This is a genomic window from Paenibacillus pinistramenti (genome assembly GCF_005869875.1).
Taxonomy (GTDB): Bacteria; Bacillota; Bacilli; order Paenibacillales; family Paenibacillaceae; genus Fontibacillus; species Fontibacillus pinistramenti.
The window spans coordinates 147493-165353 of the sequence record NZ_VAWG01000003.1; the positions used below are offsets into that span (position 1 = coordinate 147493).

General features: G+C 53.0%; 17 protein-coding genes and 2 riboswitches. Of the genes, 10 read left to right on the forward strand and 7 right to left on the reverse strand.

The window, feature by feature from the left end; translation table 11 throughout:
* Positions 1-39: 39 nt before the first annotated feature.
* A complete protein-coding gene (gene nirB, locus FCN15_RS06290) occupies positions 40-2463 on the reverse strand; it encodes a nitrite reductase large subunit NirB (RefSeq protein WP_138494153.1) in 2424 nt (807 codons plus the stop codon).
* Positions 2464-2785: 322 nt separating this feature from the next.
* Here nirB and FCN15_RS06295 point away from each other — a divergent pair, with 322 nt between their 5' ends.
* Together FCN15_RS06295 and FCN15_RS06300 are read left to right on the forward strand one after the other, a co-directional pair.
* The gene (locus tag FCN15_RS06295; RefSeq protein ID WP_238996535.1) at positions 2786-3349 is read left to right on the forward strand and encodes an ANTAR domain-containing response regulator; all 564 of its coding nucleotides are present in this window, start codon (positions 2786-2788) and stop codon (positions 3347-3349) included.
* A gap of 19 nt (positions 3350-3368) precedes the next feature.
* Complete coding sequence (locus FCN15_RS06300) at positions 3369-4418, forward strand: anthranilate phosphoribosyltransferase (RefSeq protein WP_138494155.1); 1050 nt, start codon at positions 3369-3371, stop codon at positions 4416-4418.
* Positions 4419-4585: 167 nt separating this feature from the next.
* Here FCN15_RS06300 and FCN15_RS06305 read toward each other — a convergent pair whose 3' ends face one another.
* Complete coding sequence (locus FCN15_RS06305; RefSeq protein WP_138494156.1) at positions 4586-4948, reverse strand: hypothetical protein; 363 nt, start codon at positions 4946-4948, stop codon at positions 4586-4588.
* A 339-nt stretch (positions 4949-5287) separates the two neighbouring features.
* On the opposite strand from FCN15_RS06305, the gene FCN15_RS06310 reads away from it, so the two are divergent.
* From FCN15_RS06310 to queF, 5 genes are all read left to right on the forward strand, one after another.
* Positions 5288-6163, forward strand: coding sequence for a radical SAM/SPASM domain-containing protein (locus FCN15_RS06310; RefSeq protein ID WP_138494157.1), 876 nt, complete (start codon positions 5288-5290; stop codon positions 6161-6163).
* 141 nt (positions 6164-6304) lie between these two features.
* Positions 6305-6348, forward strand: a riboswitch (PreQ1 riboswitch).
* A 132-nt stretch (positions 6349-6480) separates the two neighbouring features.
* Positions 6481-7149: a 7-cyano-7-deazaguanine synthase QueC gene (queC, locus tag FCN15_RS06315; RefSeq protein WP_138494158.1), complete on the forward strand. Its 669-nt coding sequence runs from the start codon at positions 6481-6483 to the stop codon at positions 7147-7149.
* On the forward strand, positions 7146-7646 hold the full coding sequence (gene queD / locus FCN15_RS06320) for a 6-carboxytetrahydropterin synthase QueD (RefSeq protein ID WP_138494159.1): 501 nt from the start codon (positions 7146-7148) through the stop codon (positions 7644-7646). The genes queC and queD overlap by 4 nt, the downstream gene beginning before the upstream one ends.
* On the forward strand, positions 7643-8449 hold the full coding sequence (gene queE / locus FCN15_RS06325; RefSeq protein WP_138494160.1) for a 7-carboxy-7-deazaguanine synthase QueE: 807 nt from the start codon (positions 7643-7645) through the stop codon (positions 8447-8449). The genes queD and queE overlap by 4 nt, the downstream gene beginning before the upstream one ends.
* 37 nt (positions 8450-8486) lie before the next feature.
* The gene (queF, locus tag FCN15_RS06330; RefSeq protein WP_138494161.1) at positions 8487-8984 is read left to right on the forward strand and encodes a preQ(1) synthase; all 498 of its coding nucleotides are present in this window, start codon (positions 8487-8489) and stop codon (positions 8982-8984) included.
* A 102-nt stretch (positions 8985-9086) separates the two neighbouring features.
* Here queF and FCN15_RS06335 read toward each other — a convergent pair whose 3' ends face one another.
* Positions 9087-9350 (reverse strand): hypothetical protein, encoded by a 264-nt coding sequence (locus tag FCN15_RS06335; protein WP_138494162.1) that lies wholly within the window; start codon positions 9348-9350, stop codon positions 9087-9089.
* A gap of 207 nt (positions 9351-9557) precedes the next feature.
* Between FCN15_RS06335 and FCN15_RS06340 the strand changes: the two genes are divergently transcribed.
* Positions 9558-10286, forward strand: coding sequence for an MBL fold metallo-hydrolase (locus FCN15_RS06340; protein ID WP_162515300.1), 729 nt, complete (start codon positions 9558-9560; stop codon positions 10284-10286).
* 14 nt (positions 10287-10300) lie between these two features.
* The gene (locus FCN15_RS06345) at positions 10301-11386 is read left to right on the forward strand and encodes a M24 family metallopeptidase (RefSeq protein WP_138494164.1); all 1086 of its coding nucleotides are present in this window, start codon (positions 10301-10303) and stop codon (positions 11384-11386) included.
* Between the two features lie 149 nt (positions 11387-11535).
* Here FCN15_RS06345 and FCN15_RS06350 read toward each other — a convergent pair whose 3' ends face one another.
* On the reverse strand, positions 11536-12249 hold the full coding sequence (locus tag FCN15_RS06350) for a queuosine precursor transporter (protein WP_138494165.1): 714 nt from the start codon (positions 12247-12249) through the stop codon (positions 11536-11538).
* 336 nt (positions 12250-12585) lie between these two features.
* Between FCN15_RS06350 and FCN15_RS06355 the strand changes: the two genes are divergently transcribed.
* Positions 12586-14250 (forward strand): methyl-accepting chemotaxis protein, encoded by a 1665-nt coding sequence (locus FCN15_RS06355; RefSeq protein WP_238996536.1) that lies wholly within the window; start codon positions 12586-12588, stop codon positions 14248-14250.
* Positions 14251-14372: 122 nt separating this feature from the next.
* On the opposite strand, the gene FCN15_RS06360 is transcribed toward FCN15_RS06355, so the two are convergent.
* The 3 genes from FCN15_RS06360 to FCN15_RS06370 are packed head-to-tail and all read right to left on the reverse strand — an operon-like array spanning position 14373 to position 17220.
* Positions 14373-15161 (reverse strand): ABC transporter ATP-binding protein, encoded by a 789-nt coding sequence (locus FCN15_RS06360; RefSeq protein ID WP_138494167.1) that lies wholly within the window; start codon positions 15159-15161, stop codon positions 14373-14375.
* Complete coding sequence (locus FCN15_RS06365) at positions 15158-16204, reverse strand: FecCD family ABC transporter permease (RefSeq protein ID WP_138494168.1); 1047 nt, start codon at positions 16202-16204, stop codon at positions 15158-15160. Before FCN15_RS06365 ends, FCN15_RS06360 begins: the two co-directional genes overlap by 4 nt.
* Positions 16201-17220, reverse strand: coding sequence for an ABC transporter substrate-binding protein (locus tag FCN15_RS06370; protein ID WP_138494169.1), 1020 nt, complete (start codon positions 17218-17220; stop codon positions 16201-16203). The genes FCN15_RS06365 and FCN15_RS06370 overlap by 4 nt, the downstream gene beginning before the upstream one ends.
* Positions 17221-17441: 221 nt before the next feature.
* A riboswitch (cobalamin riboswitch) is annotated at positions 17442-17618 on the reverse strand.
* Positions 17619-17861 lie beyond the last annotated feature (243 nt).

Consider the following 17861-nt stretch of genomic DNA (forward strand, 5'->3'; position numbering starts at 1 on the left):
TTTCTTTTCTTTTCTTTTCTCTTCTGTTCTGTTTATCTATCAGACTGCTGAGTCGCTGGCCAGCGGCTCGAAATTTTTCCGCAGCTCCGGTTCACTGATGATCTGCTTCCACGGGTCCGTGGTTAGATCGAGCACATTCCGGATTCGGTCTCTTAGAGCGAGCCGTTCCTCCCTGCTCTCCAGCGCGTTCTTGATGCTCTCAAGCCCTACCCGCTCCACCCAGGTGGAGGTGCGTTCGTTCCAATTGGCATTTTCCCGGTAGTATTGCAGGAACGCTGAAGACCACTCGATGACTTCATCCTCCGTTTTAACGACGCACAGCAGATCGGTTGCCCGGACATGAACGCCCCCGTTGCCTCCGACGTGCAGCTCCCAGCCCCCGTCAATCGCCACAACGCCAAAGTCCTTGATCGTGGCTTCCGCGCAGTTGCGCGGACACCCGGAGACCGCCAGCTTGACCTTCGCCGGGGTATTCAGCCGCTCGAACTCCTTCTCCAGCCGGATGCCCATGCCGATCGAATCCTGGGTGCCGAAGCGGCAGAAGGTGCTGCCCACGCAGGTTTTGACCGTCCGCAGCGTCTTGCCGTAGGCGTGACCGGATGGCATATCCAGCGCCTCCCAGATCTTCGGCAGGTCCTCCTTCTTGACGCCGAGAAGATCAAGGCGCTGTCCGCCGGTGAATTTGACCATCGGAACTTCGAACTCCTCCGCCACCTCGGCGATCTTCTTCAGTTCGGCAGGAGAAGTAACACCGCCATAGATGCGCGGAACCACCGAATAGGTGCCGTCTTTCTGGATGTTGGCATGATAACGTTCATTCGTAATCCGGGATTCCTTCTCGTCGATATAATCCTCCGGCCACAGCATGCCGAGGTAATAGTTGAGAGCCGGCCGGCATTTGGTACATCCCTCTTCCGTGCTCCAGCCCAGGACATTCATCACTTCTTTAATCGTCTTCAGCCCCATGCGCTTGACTTCCCCGACGATTTCATCCCGCGTCAAGGTGGTGCAGCCGCACATCCCTTCCTTCACGTTCACCGCAGCATCCCCTGCATAAATCTGAAGAAGCCCTTCCACTAAAGGCTTGCAGCCTCCGCAGGAGCCGGATGCCTTGGTGCAGGCTTTGATCTGGCTCACGCTTGTACAGCCCTGCTCCTGAATCGATTTGACAATCGTTCCCTTATCGACCCCGTTGCAGCCGCAGATAATTTCGTCATCCGCACAAGCCTCCAGCCTGCTTGTTCCTCCCCCTTTGGGCAGGGTGCCGGCAGAAACGCCAAGCAGCAGCTCCTTCTCCCTTCCGGCAACGGATTCTCCCTTCTTCATTAGAGAGAAGAGCTCCGCTCCGTCACTCGTGTCGCCGAACAGAACGGCTCCGACCAGCCGGTCATCCTTGAGGACAAGCTTCTTGTAGACGCCTTCCACCTCGTCCTGGAATTTCAGCACCCGGGCTCCCTCCTGCTCCCTGAAGGAGCCGGCTGAGAACACATCAACTCCGGATACCTTCAGCTTGGTAGAGGTTACCGATCCGGCATAGCCTTCCGTAGCAACGTCCGCGAGTTTCTTGGCCAGCACTGCTCCCTGTTCATAAAGCGGCGCAACCAGGCCGTAAGCGATCCCCCGGTGCTCCGCGCACTCTCCAAGCGCATAAATGCCCGGTTTGCTCGTCTCCATAAAGTCGTTAACGACGACACCGCGGTTGACGGAAAGTCCCGCCCGCTTGGCAAGCTCCACGTTTGGACGTATCCCGACCGCCATAACAACAAGATCGGCATCGACCCGCTCGCCATCCGTAAAGGCCAGCGTTTTGGCTCTTCCTCTGCCCAGGACAGCCTCCGATTGTTTGGAGAGAAGAAACTTCATGCCCTGGGCTTCAAGTTCCCGCTGCAGCATGCGTGAAGCCGCCTCATCCAGCTGGCGCTCCATTAAATAAGGATGGATATGCACAACCGATACATCCATTCCCAGATGCAGCAGCCCTCTTGCCGCCTCGAGTCCGAGCAGTCCTCCTCCAATGACGGCGGCTTTCTTGTATTTGCCGGAGGTCTCGATCATCGTCTGACAGTCCTGAATATTCCGGAAAGCGATGACGCCTTCTTTCTCTGCCCCGGGCAGCGGCAGCATAAACGGATCAGAGCCGGTTGCCAGCACCAGGACGTCGTATGCGGCCTCTGTCCCCTGGTCGGAGATCACCTTGCGCGCAGCCGTATCAATTTCCTTGACGGTATGCCCCAGGAAGAGATTAATCCGGTGCTCCTCATACCAGTCCAGGCCATTAATAATAATTTCCTTCAGATCCGCGCCTCCTGCAAGCACAGACGAGAGCATAATGCGGTTATAATTGGGGTGAGGCTCCGCCCCGAAGATGGTAATTTCATAACGCTCCGGCGCCAGCTTCAGCAGATGCTCCAGCATCCTGAGGCCGGCCATTCCGTTCCCGACAAGCACCAGCTTTTGTTTCATCTCCTCCAACTCCTGTCTCTTGATATCTGGATAATAGAAAAAGCCTGCATCATCCCGAGGCAAGCATGCATAATGCTCCCTTGTGAATGAAACAGGCTTCGTTGCCCTGAGTGAACGAATACGCCATTGTATCCGTGCAAGTCATTTATAGCCATGACTATACATGGAGGCAAACCGAACGTCAAGATTTCTGACATATAAAAATTTTTTATCCAAAATTTACTGGACTTCGCCAAGTCATGTTATATAATGTTACATAATTAAACTAAAGGAGTACCGGACCATGCACTCCCTATTAGTGATCAAAAGCAGGTTGTCTCGTTTGGAAAATAACCCAGGCTCCCCTTCCGGCACCGCCTCTCCGGAACAGCTCCTGCATGCGAGCGGCTACCAGGTCAGCGCTGCGGATGGACTGGAGGCAGCGATTCCGCTGCTTCCGGACGCCGATGCTTCCCTGCTCATTGTCCCCATCTCTCAATATGTAGAGTGGCGCAAAGAGCTTATGCTGCACAAGGCTGCCCCTGTATTATGGTGGTGCTGCGAGCAGACGGCCGACCTGTCCGCGGATGCCTGTGAAGATGACTTTACGGCTGACGGACTGCTTTCGCCTTCCATGCAGCCCGCGGAGATTCATTGGGCGCTGCACTTCAGCGCCAGGCTGTTTTTTACCCGGCAGCAGTGGACGAAAGAACGCGAGCATTTGCTCTCCAAGCTGGAGGAGCGCAAATGGATCGACATGGCCAAAGGCATTCTCTCCAAGATGCGCGGCATTTCGGAATCGGAGGCCTATGAATTCCTCCGTAAGCAGGCAATGAACGAACGCAAACGCATGGTCGATGTAGCAACCTCGATCGTCAAAGCCTATCAGCTGCTGCACAAACCCTAATGAGGAGGATGCTCATCTCATGATTAATCATTTAAAAGAAATAGCGCGCGGTAAACGGGGTGCCCGCGATCTAAGCTATGAAGATGCCAGGCATGCGGCCGAATGCATCCTGAATGGCGCAGCTACGCCGGCTCAGACAGGCGCTTTCCTGGCGGCAGAGCGCATCAAGCTTGAGTCTGTTGCTGAGCTGGAAGCTTTTGTGCACGCGTGCCGGGCACACGCCAGACATGAACGGCTCTTTCCCGAAAATATAGACTTCGCCAGCCCTTATGACGGCAGGAAGTCCTCCTTCATCTCCACCTTCCCGGCCGCCTTTCTTCTCGCCTCCGCCGGTCTTCCTGTTACGCTGCACGGCTCGGCTCCGCTGCCTCCCAAGTGGGGCATTACCCTGTATGACCTGTTGGGAGCTGCCGACATTGACGCGGGAAGACTGACGCCGGAGGATTTCATTACGGCCGCCCGATCAAGCGGTGTCCTCTACGTCCATGCGGAGAACTGGTCTCCGAGACTCGCGTCCCTCCGCTCTCTGCGTGAAGAGCTGGGGATGCGAACTATTTTTAACACGGCTGAAAAGCTTGTCGATTACGGCTCCTCTCCCTACATGACTATTGGCATCTTTCATAACACCGTGTTTGACCGGACCTCCCGTCTGCTGATCAAGCTCGGGTACAGAAAGGCGCTGGTCGTGCAAGGCATGGAGGGCTCGGAGGATTTGTTCATCGACCGGGCTACCCGGGTCTATTTGGTGGATGGCGAAGAAGCGGCCATGGATGTTATTGATCCCGAACTGCTGGGCCTGGATACTCCGGTGCCGGAGGTCGAATGGACGGCTGCCCGGCAGCTGCGTACGGCAGAAGAGGTGCTCCGAGGGGAAGGGCATATGGCCTTCTATAATCAGACTCTGCTGAATGGGGCTGTGAGGCTGCACCTTGCCCAGAAGGCAGGTTCCATTGAAGAGGGGCTGTACATCTGCAAGAGCCTGCTCGATAAAGGCGCCGCCTGGAGCGCTTATAACGACTGGAAGAGCGCCTTGTTGTCACGAACCGGCTCAGCCTCCGAGGCGCGGTAATCGGAATAAGCACTGCCGTAAGGAAGTTTAACAAATAGAAGTTTAACGGGAGCGGAAAAGAAGAAAGCAGCGAATCAGCCTATGAAGGCTAAATTCGCTGCTTCTATTTTTGTACCTATAATCTGCTGCTTAATAATCCAGCTAACCCAGCTGTTCAATCCCGCTGTCTAGCTAGCTTCACACTCTGCATTCCCTTCAATAAACTCGCAATTTGTCAGGTCTGTTGCCCGGGCAAGACTGTTTAACTGCATTTTAAGAATCGGATTGTCCGAAAGCCGGAAAATAATTTTCTTGAAGCCGTCTTTCTTATACAGCTCAAAGCAGTGCCCCAGGTGGGGAAGCGATTCCGGAGCAGATACCTCCAGCTGACTGCAGTCCAGATCCAGAGTATAATCCGGAACATGAATATCCGCTATATACTGATGATAATCTTCAATGGAAGCTTTCCCGTCCTCCGGTGAGAACACGCCTTGAACCTGAATCTTCATCGTCTTGCATGCTTTCAGAATCTGAATGTTAAAACTCCCCATGACAACTCCTCCAAATGGTGTAAGTCTTGACGAAGCTTTGTACTGGCTTGCAACGAGGCGTATTGCTGCATATGTAATCCTGGAAGGAATTTCTTATCCTATACTATACTACGAGTACCCGTAATATTCGACCTCTTTTTTGTTATTTTCTACAACTTTCGACTTGTTTTGAGTAATTTCTTTCGTTCCAGCCGGCTCTTACGATCCAGAGCAGCAGATAATCGCCTCTCTTCACCTTGCCGGACTGAATGGCTTGATGATTAGCTCTCCCTTCCTATAAAATAGATGGACAGGTAAAATAGATGGACAGGCCATACTAGCAGATTGGGGATTATCCATTTGAAAACATTCAAGAAAGTATATATCGAGATCACAAGCGTGTGTAATCTGGCATGCAGCTTCTGCCCCCAGACCGCACGTAAAGCCAATTTTATGAAGCCCGAAATGTTTAACGACATTCTGGATCAAATTAAACCGCACACCAGCCATATTTATCTGCATGTTAAAGGGGAGCCGCTGCTCCATCCGAAGATCGACCTTTTGCTGGATTCGGCCCATGAGAAGGGCTTTAAAGTCAATATCACAACCAACGGCACGCTGCTGCACAAGGCCGGGGCCAAAATTTTGGGCAAACCCGCCCTGCGCCAGATGAACTTCTCCCTCCACAGCTTCGACGGCCATGAAGGCTCGGAGAACCGGGAAGGCTACGTGGGTTCCGTCCTGCAGTTCGCCCGCGCTGCGGCCGAGCAGGGCATCCTGATCTCCTTCCGGCTGTGGAATCTGACCGAAGACAATCTCACCAACGCCCAGCGGCAGAGAAACCGCGAGACGCTCGCGCTGCTGGAGCAGGAATTCCATCTCGATTATAGAATCGAAGAGAAGGTAGAGCCCGGCAAGGGCGTGAAGATCGCCCATAACATTTACCTGAACCAGGACTATGAATTCCAGTGGCCGAGCCTAAACGCACCTGAGGACGATGGAAAAGGCTTCTGTCACGGCCTCCGCACCCAGGCCGGCGTGCTGGTGGATGGAACCGTTATCCCCTGCTGCCTGGACGGCGAAGGCGTGATTAACCTCGGAAATGTGCAGCAGAGCAGCTTCTCTGAAATTGTGGAAAGCGAGCGGGCGAACAACCTGTTCTACGGCTTCTCCAGACGGGAAGCGGTTGAGGATCTGTGCAGAAGATGCGGCTACCGCAAAAGATTCGGAGCCTGACCTGATAATACTAAAGGCAATTCTATGAAAAAGCATAATAACCCTTCAAGCGGAGGCCTGCTTGTGTTATAATAGCCGTTGCGTGTGTTCCTCAGCTTGAATGCCCGCCTTACAACCGAAGACAAATCCATGTATACAGACATGGGAGAGGTTCGAGAACTCCCTCTATAAAAAACTAATTAGTGCCTGTGTTCACCTGAACCAGGGCTTGTTTTTTTGCGTAGACATGAAGTTCATGAACCCTCTCTCTTTGATTTTTGCAGACGAACCGCTTTCGGGCGGCGTTTGACATGATCCTTGAAGGAGAGGTTTTTATTATGCTTAAAGATGAAAAAGCAGTTGTCGTCTTCAGCGGCGGCCAGGACAGCACCACCTGCCTGTACTGGGCCATTCAGCAGTTCCGCGAAGTGGAGACGGTCACTTTTATGTACGGACAGCGCCACAGTTTGGAGATCGAATGTGCCAAATCCATTTCCAAAGAACTTGGCATTAAAAATACGGTGCTCGACATGAGCCTGCTCGGTCAGCTGACAGCAAATGCCCTGACCCGGAGCGATATAGAAATCGCTCAAGAGGAAGGCGGCCTGCCCAATACATTTGTAGACGGGCGCAACCACCTGTTCCTCAGCTTTGCAGCGGTGATGGCCAAGCAGGTCGGTGCCAGACATCTGGTTACCGGCGTGTGCGAAACCGACTTCAGCGGCTACCCGGACTGCAGAGACACCTTTGTCAAATCACTGAACGTCACGCTGAATCTCGCGATGGACTACCAGTTTGTCATTCATACGCCGCTCATGTGGCTCGACAAAGCCCAAACGTGGCAGCTGGCCGACGATTTGAACGCGTTTGATTTCGTGCGCGAACGGACGCTTACCTGCTATAACGGCGTAATCGGCGGCGGCTGCGGCGAATGCCCGGCCTGTAAGCTGCGCAAGGCGGGGCTTGACCGCTACCTGTCCGCACGCGCGGAAGGAGTGCGTTTATGAACCAGCCGAAACGGACAGCAGGCGAATTCCGCATCGTAGAATCCCTTCAGCAGCTGGGCCGCGATATTACGAAAGAGCAGCTGCGCTACCACAACCGCAGAGTGCTCGTCAGCAAGGAATTTACGTTTGATGCCGCGCATCATCTGCACGCTTATGAGGGCAAATGCAAGAACCTGCACGGACACACCTATACCGTCGTGTTCGGAATCAGCGGACTGCCGGATGAGACCGGCATTACCGTGGATTTTGGCGTCATTAAAGACATTTGGAAGAATGAAATCGAAGGTTATCTGGACCACCGCTATCTGAACGAAACACTTCCTCCAATGAATACAACAGCGGAAAATATGGTCGTCTGGCTGTATGAGCAAATGGAGCAGGCCTTGGAGCAGGCGAATGCGGAAGGCCGCATGATCGAGGCGCGGACCGAGTTTGTCCGCTTGTTTGAAACGCCGACCAGCTATGCGGAGATCAGACGGGAGTGGATGATGGCATGAACTCTATAACAGATCACGAGCTTCATGAGCTTTCTGCAAGCGACGGCCTGACTCCCCAAATTCCGGCTTCCGCAGCTGCCACGATCCCCGTGCTGGAGATCTTCGGCCCTACGGTCCAGGGCGAAGGCATGGTCATCGGGCAGAAGACGATGTTTGTCCGCACGGCCGGCTGCGATTACCGCTGCAGCTGGTGCGACTCCGCCTTTACCTGGGACGGCAGCGCCAAGGATCAGATCCAGCGTCTGAGCGCCGAGGATATCTGGCAGCGCCTGACCGAGATTGGCGGCGACCGCTTCTCCCATGTGACGCTGTCCGGGGGCAACCCGGCTCTGCTGCCGCAGCTCGGCAGCCTGGTGGCCCTGCTGCAGGAGAAAGGCATTTCTACAGCGGTAGAAACGCAGGGCTCCCGCTGGCAGGACTGGCTGGAGCACATTGATGAGGTGACCTTGTCGCCGAAGCCGCCAAGCTCCGGCATGGAGACGAATTACGAGAAGCTGGACGAGATTGTCGTAAGGCTCGCAAGACGCCCCCGCCCTTACGATTACAGTATGAAGATCGTTGTGTTTGATGACAAGGATCTCGAATACGCGGTCCAGCTGCATCAGCGCTACCCGCAGGCCCAGCTGTATTTGCAGGTCGGCAATCCCGACACCACCCGGATGGACGTTCAGGAGCATGCCCTGTTCCTGCTGCAGCGTTATGAAGAGCTGGTGAGCAAGGTGATGGACCGGCCTGAGCTGAACCGGGTCCGGGTTCTCCCCCAGCTGCACGCGCTGATTTGGGGCAACAAAAGAGGCGTTTGACGCTAAGACTATACCAATTGAAAGAAGGTTCCCCTACATGAGCGGAAGAAAGCAAGAAGAAATGCAGGACCTTACCCTGCTCGGCAACCAGGGCACAAAGTATCCGTTTAACTATGCTCCGGAAGTGCTCGAAAGCTTCGACAACAAGCACCCTTACCGGGATTATTTCGTCAAATTTAACTGCCCGGAATTTACAAGCCTGTGCCCGATTACGGGACAGCCGGATTTTGCGACGATCTATATCAGCTACATTCCCGACATCAAAATGGTGGAAAGCAAATCGCTCAAGCTGTATCTGTTCAGCTTCCGCAACCATGGCGATTTCCATGAGGACTGCGTCAACATTATCATGAACGACCTGATCAAGCTGATGGAGCCGAGATATATTGAAGTATGGGGCAAATTTACGCCAAGAGGCGGCATTTCCATCGACCCTTACTGCAACTACGGCCGCCCGGGCACCAAATATGAGCAGATGGCCGAGCAGCGGCTGTTCAACCATGATCTGTATCCGGAGAAGGTCGACAACCGGTAATCCGGATCGAGGGATCATAGGCTTTATATTAAGAACAGACCAGGAAGCTTCCTCCGGCGGAGCTTCCTGATCTGTTTTTTTGCGGCTATTAACCGGCCCGGCTTATTCGAAGCCGGTCATATATTTTTTAGCGCTGGAGGAATGGTGCTTGGTGCTCTCCTTGTCCTGCTCTTCCTTCTTCTCTTCGTTCAGGTCCTCGACCGGTATCGGATCGACATTCTGCTCGCTTTCGAACTTGTCAAACAAGCTTTCCGTCTCTGTAGCGTACTGCTCCGGCTGATCCATGCCTGCGGCTCCCGGCAGGTTCTGCTTCTCCTTCTCTTTCTCCTTCTCTTTCTCTTTCTCCTTGCCCTGCTGCTGTTCCATCTGGATTCTCACCTCCCTTGGCAAAGTGAGTTCTGGACTTACTGCTTTATACCTCCGCCGGCAGGTCTTCAAACCTGTCAGCTGTTTAAACCTGTTATAGTCATCTGCCAGATTGCCGCTGATTATGCGGAGGCTCCGGGCAAAAGTATGTAACTTCTGATATAATAAGTCCCGAAGTGAACCATCAGCATGAGAAGGAGTAAGATCATGATTCAAGAACTTTCCCCAGGCATTTACGACCTGAGCCTTAAGCATAACGGGATGCCGATTCATCCTGTACTGCTGTGGAACGAACAAGAAGGTGCCACCCTGATTGATACCGGTATGACGGGCACACTGAAGCAGCTTCAGGAAGCGGTTCAGGAGACTGGCGTGAACTGGAATGAAATTCGGCGCATTATTTTGACTCACCAGGATATTGACCACATCGGCAATCTGCCGGCAATTGCGGCCTCTCTCCCGTCCCGTCCTGAAATATGGGCCCATAAGGAGGACAGCGACGTAATTGAAGGCAGAAAGCCTTTTCTGAAAATGAGTGCAGAACGCCTGGCCTCCATGCCTGAAGCGATGCGGCAGCTCATCGAAGGCCTGTCTAAGGATCTGAAAGAAATGAAGGTTACCCGATTCCTGGAGGATGGAGAAGAGCTGTCTCTGCACGGCGGCCTGCAGGTGATTCACACACCGGGGCATACGCCGGGGCATCTGTCCTTCTACCTGCCGAAGGAGAAGCTGCTGCTTGCCGCAGATGAACTGAATGCAGCAGATGGGGAACTGAAAGGTCCAAATGAGCCCTTCACCCCGGATATGGAGCTTGCCATGCAGTCCATGACCAAGTTCCTTCCGCTTGCTATTGAGCGGATCCTTTGTTACCATGGCGGCATGTTTACAGAGCAGCCGGAGGAAGCCATCAGAAGGCTGGCTCAACAGTCCAAATAAAGGGGATTTACACAATGAACGAAAAATGGTCACGGCTCGAGCAGCACATGTCTCAGGCAGGCATTGATACGCTCCTGATTACCGACCCGAAGCATGTTTATTATTTGACCGGCTTTGCAAGCAATCCGCATGAGCGGTTTCTGGGTGCCGTCTATACGCGCGGCGAACAGCCCTTTCTCCTTGTTCCGGCGCTGGATGAGGCTGCTGCGCGCTCAGCCAGCGATGTGGACACCATTCTCACCCACTCCGATACGGACAATCCATACGCAATCCTCAAGCAGGCGCTTAAAGGGAAAGCCGGCGTGCTGGGACTTGAGAAGAACAACCTGACCGTGTCCCGTTACGAGGCGCTTCAGGCTGAACTTCAGTTTAATGAGGCCCGCCATGTCGGGGACTGGCTCCAAAGCATGCGTGTCATTAAGTCACCTGAAGAGGTGCAGAAAATGCAGCATGCCGTCAACCTGATTGAGGAAGTCCTCAAACAAGGACTGGCTAAAGTCCAAATCGGGATGACGGAGAACGAGCTGGTTGCCGAGATCGAATACCAGATCCGCAAGGTGGGCGCAGACGGCCCTTCTTTTGACTCTATGGTGCTGTCCGGGGACAAGACGGCTCTGCCGCACGGCGTGCCGGGCACCCGCCAAATCCAGGCCGGTGATCTGCTGATGTTTGATATCGGCGTATATGCCGCCGGCTATGCTTCCGATATCACCCGCACCTTTGCCGTCGGCCATCTGTCCGATGAGCTGACCCGCGTCTACAACACCGTGCTGGCCGCTAATGAAGCCGCCATCGCAGCCATCAAGCCGGGCGTCACCTTCGGCTCCATTGACCAGGCAGCCCGGGCGGTCATTTCGGATGCGGGCTACGGCCCTTACTTCCTGCACCGGCTCGGCCACGGTCTCGGCATCGATGTCCACGAGTATCCGTCTGTGCACGGAGACAATCAGGACCTGCTGCAGGCCGGCAACGTCTTTACCGTTGAGCCGGGCATCTATCTGCCGGGCAAAGGCGGCGTCCGCATCGAGGACGACGTGCTCGTCACCGAGCAGGGCGTATCTGTGCTGACCCGTTACCCTAAACAATTAACGGTCATTTAACGGTCATTTAACGGTCCATTAAAGGTCATCAGCGGTTAGCTGTTAAGAACCATCAGCCCAGCGCCAGTCCAAGGGAGTATCCTTTGGCTGGTGCTGGGCTTATTCCGTTCTATTTTTACATCGCCATAACCGTAAGCTGTCCCTCGTATTTATCCCTCGGCAGCCGCCTCCCCCTTATTCTCTGCATCCTCCTCTTTATGAAAACTGCGTGCAATATACATAACCGGTGTTCCCGCCGCTGTAAGAATAAATTTGATCGCATAGGTCGTCAGCAGAATTTCAAACCAGATGGGAAAATCATAATTCCAAAACGCAATCGTGCAAAAAATGAGCGTGTCAACAAAGGAGCTGATCATCGTGCTGCCGTTGTTGCGGATCCAAAGCTGGTTTGGCTTCGGAAAGAAATTCCTGATCCAGGCATACAGGCTCACATCAAGCAGCTGGCTGACGAAATAGGCGGTCAGACTGCCTGCGGCAAGCTGCGGAAGCAGACCAAATATCGATTCCATGGACTGCTGAACGGACTGGCCGTCAGGAGCCGGCTGAAATTTCAGGGCCATCTGCATCAGGACCGTAGTCACGATTAAACTGAAGAAGCCGAACCATACCCCTTTGCGGGCTTCCGCTCTTCCATATTTTTCGTTAAGCAGATCGCTGGCCATATATACGCTCACATACATCGTATTGCCGAGTGTCAGCGCAATGCCGTAAATTTCGATCGTTTTGGTCACTTGAATGTTCGCAATAACGGTAGCAATGCCGATCCAGGCGTAAAGCCCCTTCTTGCCGAATAAACGGAAGCACAAGACAAAACAGACAAAGTTGACGAATACAAACCATACGCCCCACCATAAATTAAACATTCGGTTAATTCCTCCCGGGTGCCGTTGTAGTTCCTTCGTAGTTCCTTCTATCTAGTACTAAATACAGGCTGCGCATAGAAGCAGAGGACAGCATTCCTGAGCAAACGAGCCTAAGGGCTAAGATATGACAGGAGATGTGATGTTTTTCATGATTTTTCGATAATAATTCAGAAAAAGAAGAAAATTTGTAAAATTTTCATTCCATATTGGATTTTTTTGCTATAAAATAAACAAAAGCTGATCCGGTTATCATTTTTTTACGAAAAATGACCCAGGACTATCAGCGCATACCTATGAGAAGGAGAGAAATAAATGTTTTCTATGAAATCTATTTCCATGAAACTTATGGTCACGTTCACCCTGATCATCGTCTTATCATCACTTCTCTTTAGTTTAAGCTTCTACTATGTCTCTATGAAAATCATAGATGACAATGTACTGCCACAGTTTGACAAAGTCCTCCAGACCAGCGCCCAGGACATCTATAAGAACTTGAACAGCATGCAGGCCAAGCAGGTCGAAGGCGGAAGCGAGAACTCCATTTATACGATTCAATCGTATTTTGACACCAAAATCAAGGAATTTAACCTTGAAACGGCTTATCTGGCAGAAGTCCAGGATAACCAGACCATCGTGCTGGCTGCGGACAGCAATTCGGAGATGAAAGCCAAAGAGCAAATCGAGCTGCAGTCTGCGATGAAGAAGGCTCTCTCCAGCAGCGATATCCAGCTCAGCGACTTGTATACCGATAAGTTCGGAACTCACAAAACCGCGTACGTGTCCGTGCCGGGCTCCGAAATGGTAATGGCGGTAGGTATTGATGCCGGATTTGTAACCGCGAAGCGTGCCCAGATCAGCTGGATTTGCACCGGGTTATCCCTGATCGTCATTGTAACTTGCCTTGCTTCAGGGTATTGGATCAGCCGCAGTATTTCCAGACCGCTCCGTCAGCTGTCCCGCGCAACGCAGAAAATGGCAGAAGGCGACTTCACCGAGGAAATCAAAGTTAAAGGCAAAGATGAAATCGCGCAGCTCTCCACCAGCTTCAACACAATGTCGGGCGCGCTCAAAGAAATGATTGCAAGCGTAGTTTCAACCTCGGAGCAGGTGGTTCAGGGCAGTGCCCAGATGAGCCGCAGTATTGATTATATTAAGTCTGTTCAGGAACAAACCAATGAAGCAAGCAAAGAAATTCAAAACGGCAGTGAGATGATCTCAATAGCTTCAGCAGAAAATGCAAGAGCCATGGAAGAAATCTCGCAGGGTGTACAATACATAGCCACTTCTTCAGCAGAAGTATCAGAACGTATGAGCAAAGCCTCCGTCGAAGCCGATACGGGCAATAAGCTCGCTCAGGAAGCCGTTGAGCAGATGAGTCTGATTGAATCCGCGTCCGAGCAGTCTCTCAGTTATATGCGGCAGATGAACAGCCGTTCAGAAGCCATTACCGAGATCGCGAGCACAATTAACGAAATCACGAAACAAATTCAGATTCTGGCGCTCAACGCGGCCATTGAAGCTTCCCGGGCAGGGGAGCATGGCAGAGGTTTTGCCGTCGTAGCAAGTGAAGTCAGAAAGCTTGCCGAGCAGTCAAGTACAGCCGTGAAGGAAATCGGCGAATCGCTTGAGCAGATCCGGCAGGATACCGGCAATTCCGTTCAGGCCATGGGCCAGGTTAACCAGCAGATCAAATCGGGCGCAGGTAAAGTACGCGAAGCCGGACAAGCTTTCCAGATGCTTGACGAATGGATTCAAAGCATTAACATGACCATGCAGGGCATCTCCTCCTCTACCCAGCAAATTTCAGCAGGTACGGAAGAGGTTACGGCATCGGTCGAGGAAAGCGCATCGATCTCATCGGCAAGCCTGGATAACATCAAGAACATCAGCACTTCCTCAATCACCCAGCGTCAGGAAATGGAGTCCTTCTTCACCCGCATCAATCAGCTGAACAGTCAAGCGGACGAGCTTAGAGAAGCCGTAAAGCAGTTCAAAATCTAAGTCTCTGCAGCCAGGGCTTAAACTTGGAAAAGAATTCATGAAGCAGAACCGCCGGTGGGATTCACCGGCGGTTCTTTTCTTTTTCATGTTCAAAATCAAGGTCGGCAGGTTCTGCCTCCCTTTCAACCGTCCTCGCCCTCAGGGCGGAACAGAAACTGCGGAGTGTCTGATCCGGGAGGATGGACCAGCACGGAATCAACGTCAAAGACTTCGCGCAGCAGCGTGGTGCTCAGCACTTCAGACGTCCTGCCTGCAGCGATAACCTTTCCCTGCTTGATCACGAGTAATTGATCGCAGTATAACGCCGCCAGATTAATATCATGGATCGCGGCAAGCACCGTAATGGCGGATTGCTTCTTCCATTCGGACAGAAGCTCCATAAACTGGATTTGGTAGTGAATATCCAGATAGGTTGTCGGTTCGTCAAGCAGGACGAGCTCCGGCTCCTGGGCCATTACCTTTCCCAGAGCCGCTCTCTGCCGCTGTCCCCCGCTGAGCTCACTCAGCGGGCGCGCGGCGAGCGGAGTCAGATCCAGCCTGTCCATGATCCTGTCCACCAGCAGATCCGCCCCGGCCGTCTGATCCCGCCCCAGCCAGTCCAGGTAAGGGAACCGGCCCATCTCGACCACTTCCCTCACCGGGAAGGATACCGGCGGCAGCCCGTCCTGCTGCAGCACGGCCAGCTTTCGGGACAGCGCTTTGCGGCTGTAGCTGGCGGCGGGCCGGTTCCATAAGCGGATCTCTCCGTTGTCTGGCTTCTCCGCTCCGGCAATCAGCTGGAGCAGGGTTGATTTTCCGCTTCCGTTAGGACCGATAATGCCCCAGAATTCCCCCGGATGCACCTGCCAGTTTAAGCCTTCCAGCACCGGATCACCTGCGAAGGATTTAGTAACGCCCTGCAGCTCAATCATACGGCTCTTCCCTCCCGGCGCTTCTTGCTCTTGTGCAGCAAGTAAGCAAAGAACGGAGCGCCGACAAATGCGGTCACAACTCCCAGGGGAATTTCAGTCGGAGCAAGCAGCGTCCTTGCCGCCAAATCACTCCACATCATAAAGATTCCTCCGCCAAGCACAGACAGCGGCATCAGCAGACGATAATCAGAGCCTACGATGAGCCGCAGCATATGCGGAACGACCAGGCCGACAAAGCCGATCACTCCGGAGACGGATACTGCTGCAGCCGACATAAAGGTCGCTGTAATCAGCATAACTAATTTGGTCCGTTCCACATTCAGCCCCGTGTATGCGGCCTCCCTTTCGCCCAGCGCCAGCAGGTTCAGGCGTCTCGCACCGCTCCATAATACCGCCAGCCCGGCAATGAAATAAGGAAATAAGAGTGCGTTATAGGCCCAGCCTCTGAGGCTTAATCCGCCCATGGTCCAGAATAAAATTTCATTCACCGTGCTCTTGGACATTGTCGTCAGAAAGGAAACGATGGCTCCCAGAAAAGACTGCATAACAACACCGGCGAGAATCAGGCTCTCCGCCGGAATTTTGCCTTTGTCGCCAGCCAGCTTCAACACCGCGGCAAGCGTGGCTATACCGCAAATGAAGGCTGCAGCCGGCAGGGTGAAGATCCCGGCCACCGAATACTGCCAGCCGAAGAAGATCAGCAGGGCTGCGCCTGCAGAAGCCCCTGACGAAACCCCCAGCGTATAAGGGTCCGCAAGAGGATTGCGGAGCACGCCCTGAAAGGCAGCACCGGCCGCCGCCAAGGCAGAGCCGACCAGCAGTCCCAAAATAACGCGGGGCAGCCGCACCTGGAGGACAATTTTTTCGGAAGAAAGCTCCCAATTTGGAGTAATCAAATGCTGAATGCCCGGCAGTTTATGGAGCAGAATGCGGGCAATTTCGCCGACCGGTATGTAAACGGAACCGATCCCGACGCAGATGAGCAGCGTCAGGATCAGAATTAGCAGGCCGACAGCGAAAGCGGCTGTCAGTTTCATTTTCATTTGAACAGGTCCGGATAAATCGCTTTGGCTACTTGCAGCAGCCCTTCTGTAATTCTCGGACCTGTCCGGCTGAGCAGGTTATCGTCAAGACCAACTACGCGGCCCTCTTTGACTGCCGTAATCTGATCCCAGCCTGCACGGGATTTAATCACTTGATCCAGCGTCTGATTCTTCTCGTCTACGACGCTTGCCGCATACAAGATGACATCCGGGTTGGATTTAATAATATTTTCTTCATTAATCTCATTCCAGCCTGTCGTATCGCCTGCTATATTTACGCCTCCGGACAAAGTAATCAGCTCGTCCATGAACTCGCCTTTCCCTACCGTCCAGCCAGGCGAGAATTCAATGTATACCTTCTTCTTCTGATCCTCGCTGATCGTTTGAACGGCATCCGTGACCTGGGCCAGCTCGAATTCCATTTTGTCCGTGACCTGCTTAGCTTCCGCCTGATGGTCGGTAATTTGCCCGTACTGCTTGATATCGTCAATCACTGCTTCTACCGTCTTGGGATTGAATTGAAATACTTTGATCCCCAAATCTCTCAAGCCTTTGATCGTATCGGCACTGGTAATGCCCGCCGCAAACACGACATCCGGCTTCGCTGCGACAATGGCTTCCGTATTGAGCTCATAGCCGCCCATCTTCGGTTTGGATTTGGCCTCTTCCGGATAATCGTCATTCTCGGTGACCCCTACGATCTGATCATCCAGGCCAATGGCAAACAGGGTCTCTGTTTCGGAAGGAGCAATAGAAATGATCCGCTGAGGCGCCGCATCGAACGTCACTTCCGTTCCGCCAGCGTCCTTGAGTGTCAGCGGGTAAGCGGTCTTGGCAGTGTCACCAGCCGATACAGCAGCAGCTGATGTCGAAGCAGAAGGCTCCTGGCTCTGGGCCGCCGCGCTTGCGCCGGATGGTTCGCCGGCATTGCTGTTCTCTGTCTTCCCGCACCCGGCCATAACGATGATGAGGATGGCGATCAGCCAAATGCTCCCCATTTTTGCAAATCTGTTCATTTCTAATCCCCCTGTTAATGAATTGAACCCGAAATAAAAAAAAGAAAGCCCCTCCGTTCGGGAAGGGCTTACGTCCGCATAAAAGCTTAGCAAAACCGGATTAATTCTGCATCCATTCCAGCATCAATTCCAGCATCCATCCCAGGATGAGTTCTTGGCGGGAAGTGCGGCGAGCCGGCCAGCTTATTTTTCAGGCAGAACGTTATCCTTTCCGCGAAGGACCGTTACATCTCTTACAGGCAGGTATCTGGCTTCCGGCTGATCAACAAGGCTGAAGTACAAGCAAGCCAATCGCCGGTTACAGTGGCGGGACCGCGCCGGAGCTTCACCGGGCTTCCCTTTTAATCCGAGGTGCAGCCATGCTGCCATCCAACGGAACCTGTAAAATGGAAAGTATTTATCATTTCATTCGGATCTCTTTATTGGATTATAGGGGAAAGCTGACCTGCTTACAACCAAAAAGAGCCAAAATGCGCCATATTCCTTGACTGGTGGACGGTTTTGCGCCATTGTCTTTCATTGTTTATTGCCCGGGCAATGGCAAATTCACATAAAGCTTCTATAAACCTTCTTTGGTTTCAGGCTCATTTGGTTTACAATAGAAGGACGAGCGTTTATCAAATTTTGTCGCACTGGAGGAC

What these genes read in the sequence shown, in the direction of transcription:
- nirB (WP_138494153.1), bottom strand. Translation starts at nt 2,463, where the DNA reads ATGAAACAAAAGCTGGTGCTTGTCGGGAACGGAATGGCCGGCCTCAGG.
- FCN15_RS06300 (WP_138494155.1), top strand. Translation starts at nt 3,369, where the DNA reads ATGATTAATCATTTAAAAGAAATAGCGCGCGGTAAACGGGGTGCCCGC.
- FCN15_RS06305 (WP_138494156.1), bottom strand. Translation starts at nt 4,948, where the DNA reads ATGGGGAGTTTTAACATTCAGATTCTGAAAGCATGCAAGACGATGAAG.
- queC (WP_138494158.1), top strand. Translation starts at nt 6,481, where the DNA reads ATGCTTAAAGATGAAAAAGCAGTTGTCGTCTTCAGCGGCGGCCAGGAC.
- queD (WP_138494159.1), top strand. Translation starts at nt 7,146, where the DNA reads ATGAACCAGCCGAAACGGACAGCAGGCGAATTCCGCATCGTAGAATCC.
- queE (WP_138494160.1), top strand. Translation starts at nt 7,643, where the DNA reads ATGAACTCTATAACAGATCACGAGCTTCATGAGCTTTCTGCAAGCGAC.
- queF (WP_138494161.1), top strand. Translation starts at nt 8,487, where the DNA reads ATGAGCGGAAGAAAGCAAGAAGAAATGCAGGACCTTACCCTGCTCGGC.
- FCN15_RS06335 (WP_138494162.1), bottom strand. Translation starts at nt 9,350, where the DNA reads ATGGAACAGCAGCAGGGCAAGGAGAAAGAGAAAGAGAAGGAGAAAGAG.
- FCN15_RS06340 (WP_162515300.1), top strand. Translation starts at nt 9,558, where the DNA reads ATGATTCAAGAACTTTCCCCAGGCATTTACGACCTGAGCCTTAAGCAT.
- FCN15_RS06345 (WP_138494164.1), top strand. Translation starts at nt 10,301, where the DNA reads ATGAACGAAAAATGGTCACGGCTCGAGCAGCACATGTCTCAGGCAGGC.
- FCN15_RS06350 (WP_138494165.1), bottom strand. Translation starts at nt 12,249, where the DNA reads ATGTTTAATTTATGGTGGGGCGTATGGTTTGTATTCGTCAACTTTGTC.
- FCN15_RS06355 (WP_238996536.1), top strand. Translation starts at nt 12,586, where the DNA reads ATGAAACTTATGGTCACGTTCACCCTGATCATCGTCTTATCATCACTT.
- FCN15_RS06360 (WP_138494167.1), bottom strand. Translation starts at nt 15,161, where the DNA reads ATGATTGAGCTGCAGGGCGTTACTAAATCCTTCGCAGGTGATCCGGTG.
- FCN15_RS06365 (WP_138494168.1), bottom strand. Translation starts at nt 16,204, where the DNA reads ATGAAAATGAAACTGACAGCCGCTTTCGCTGTCGGCCTGCTAATTCTG.
- FCN15_RS06370 (WP_138494169.1), bottom strand. Translation starts at nt 17,220, where the DNA reads ATGAACAGATTTGCAAAAATGGGGAGCATTTGGCTGATCGCCATCCTC.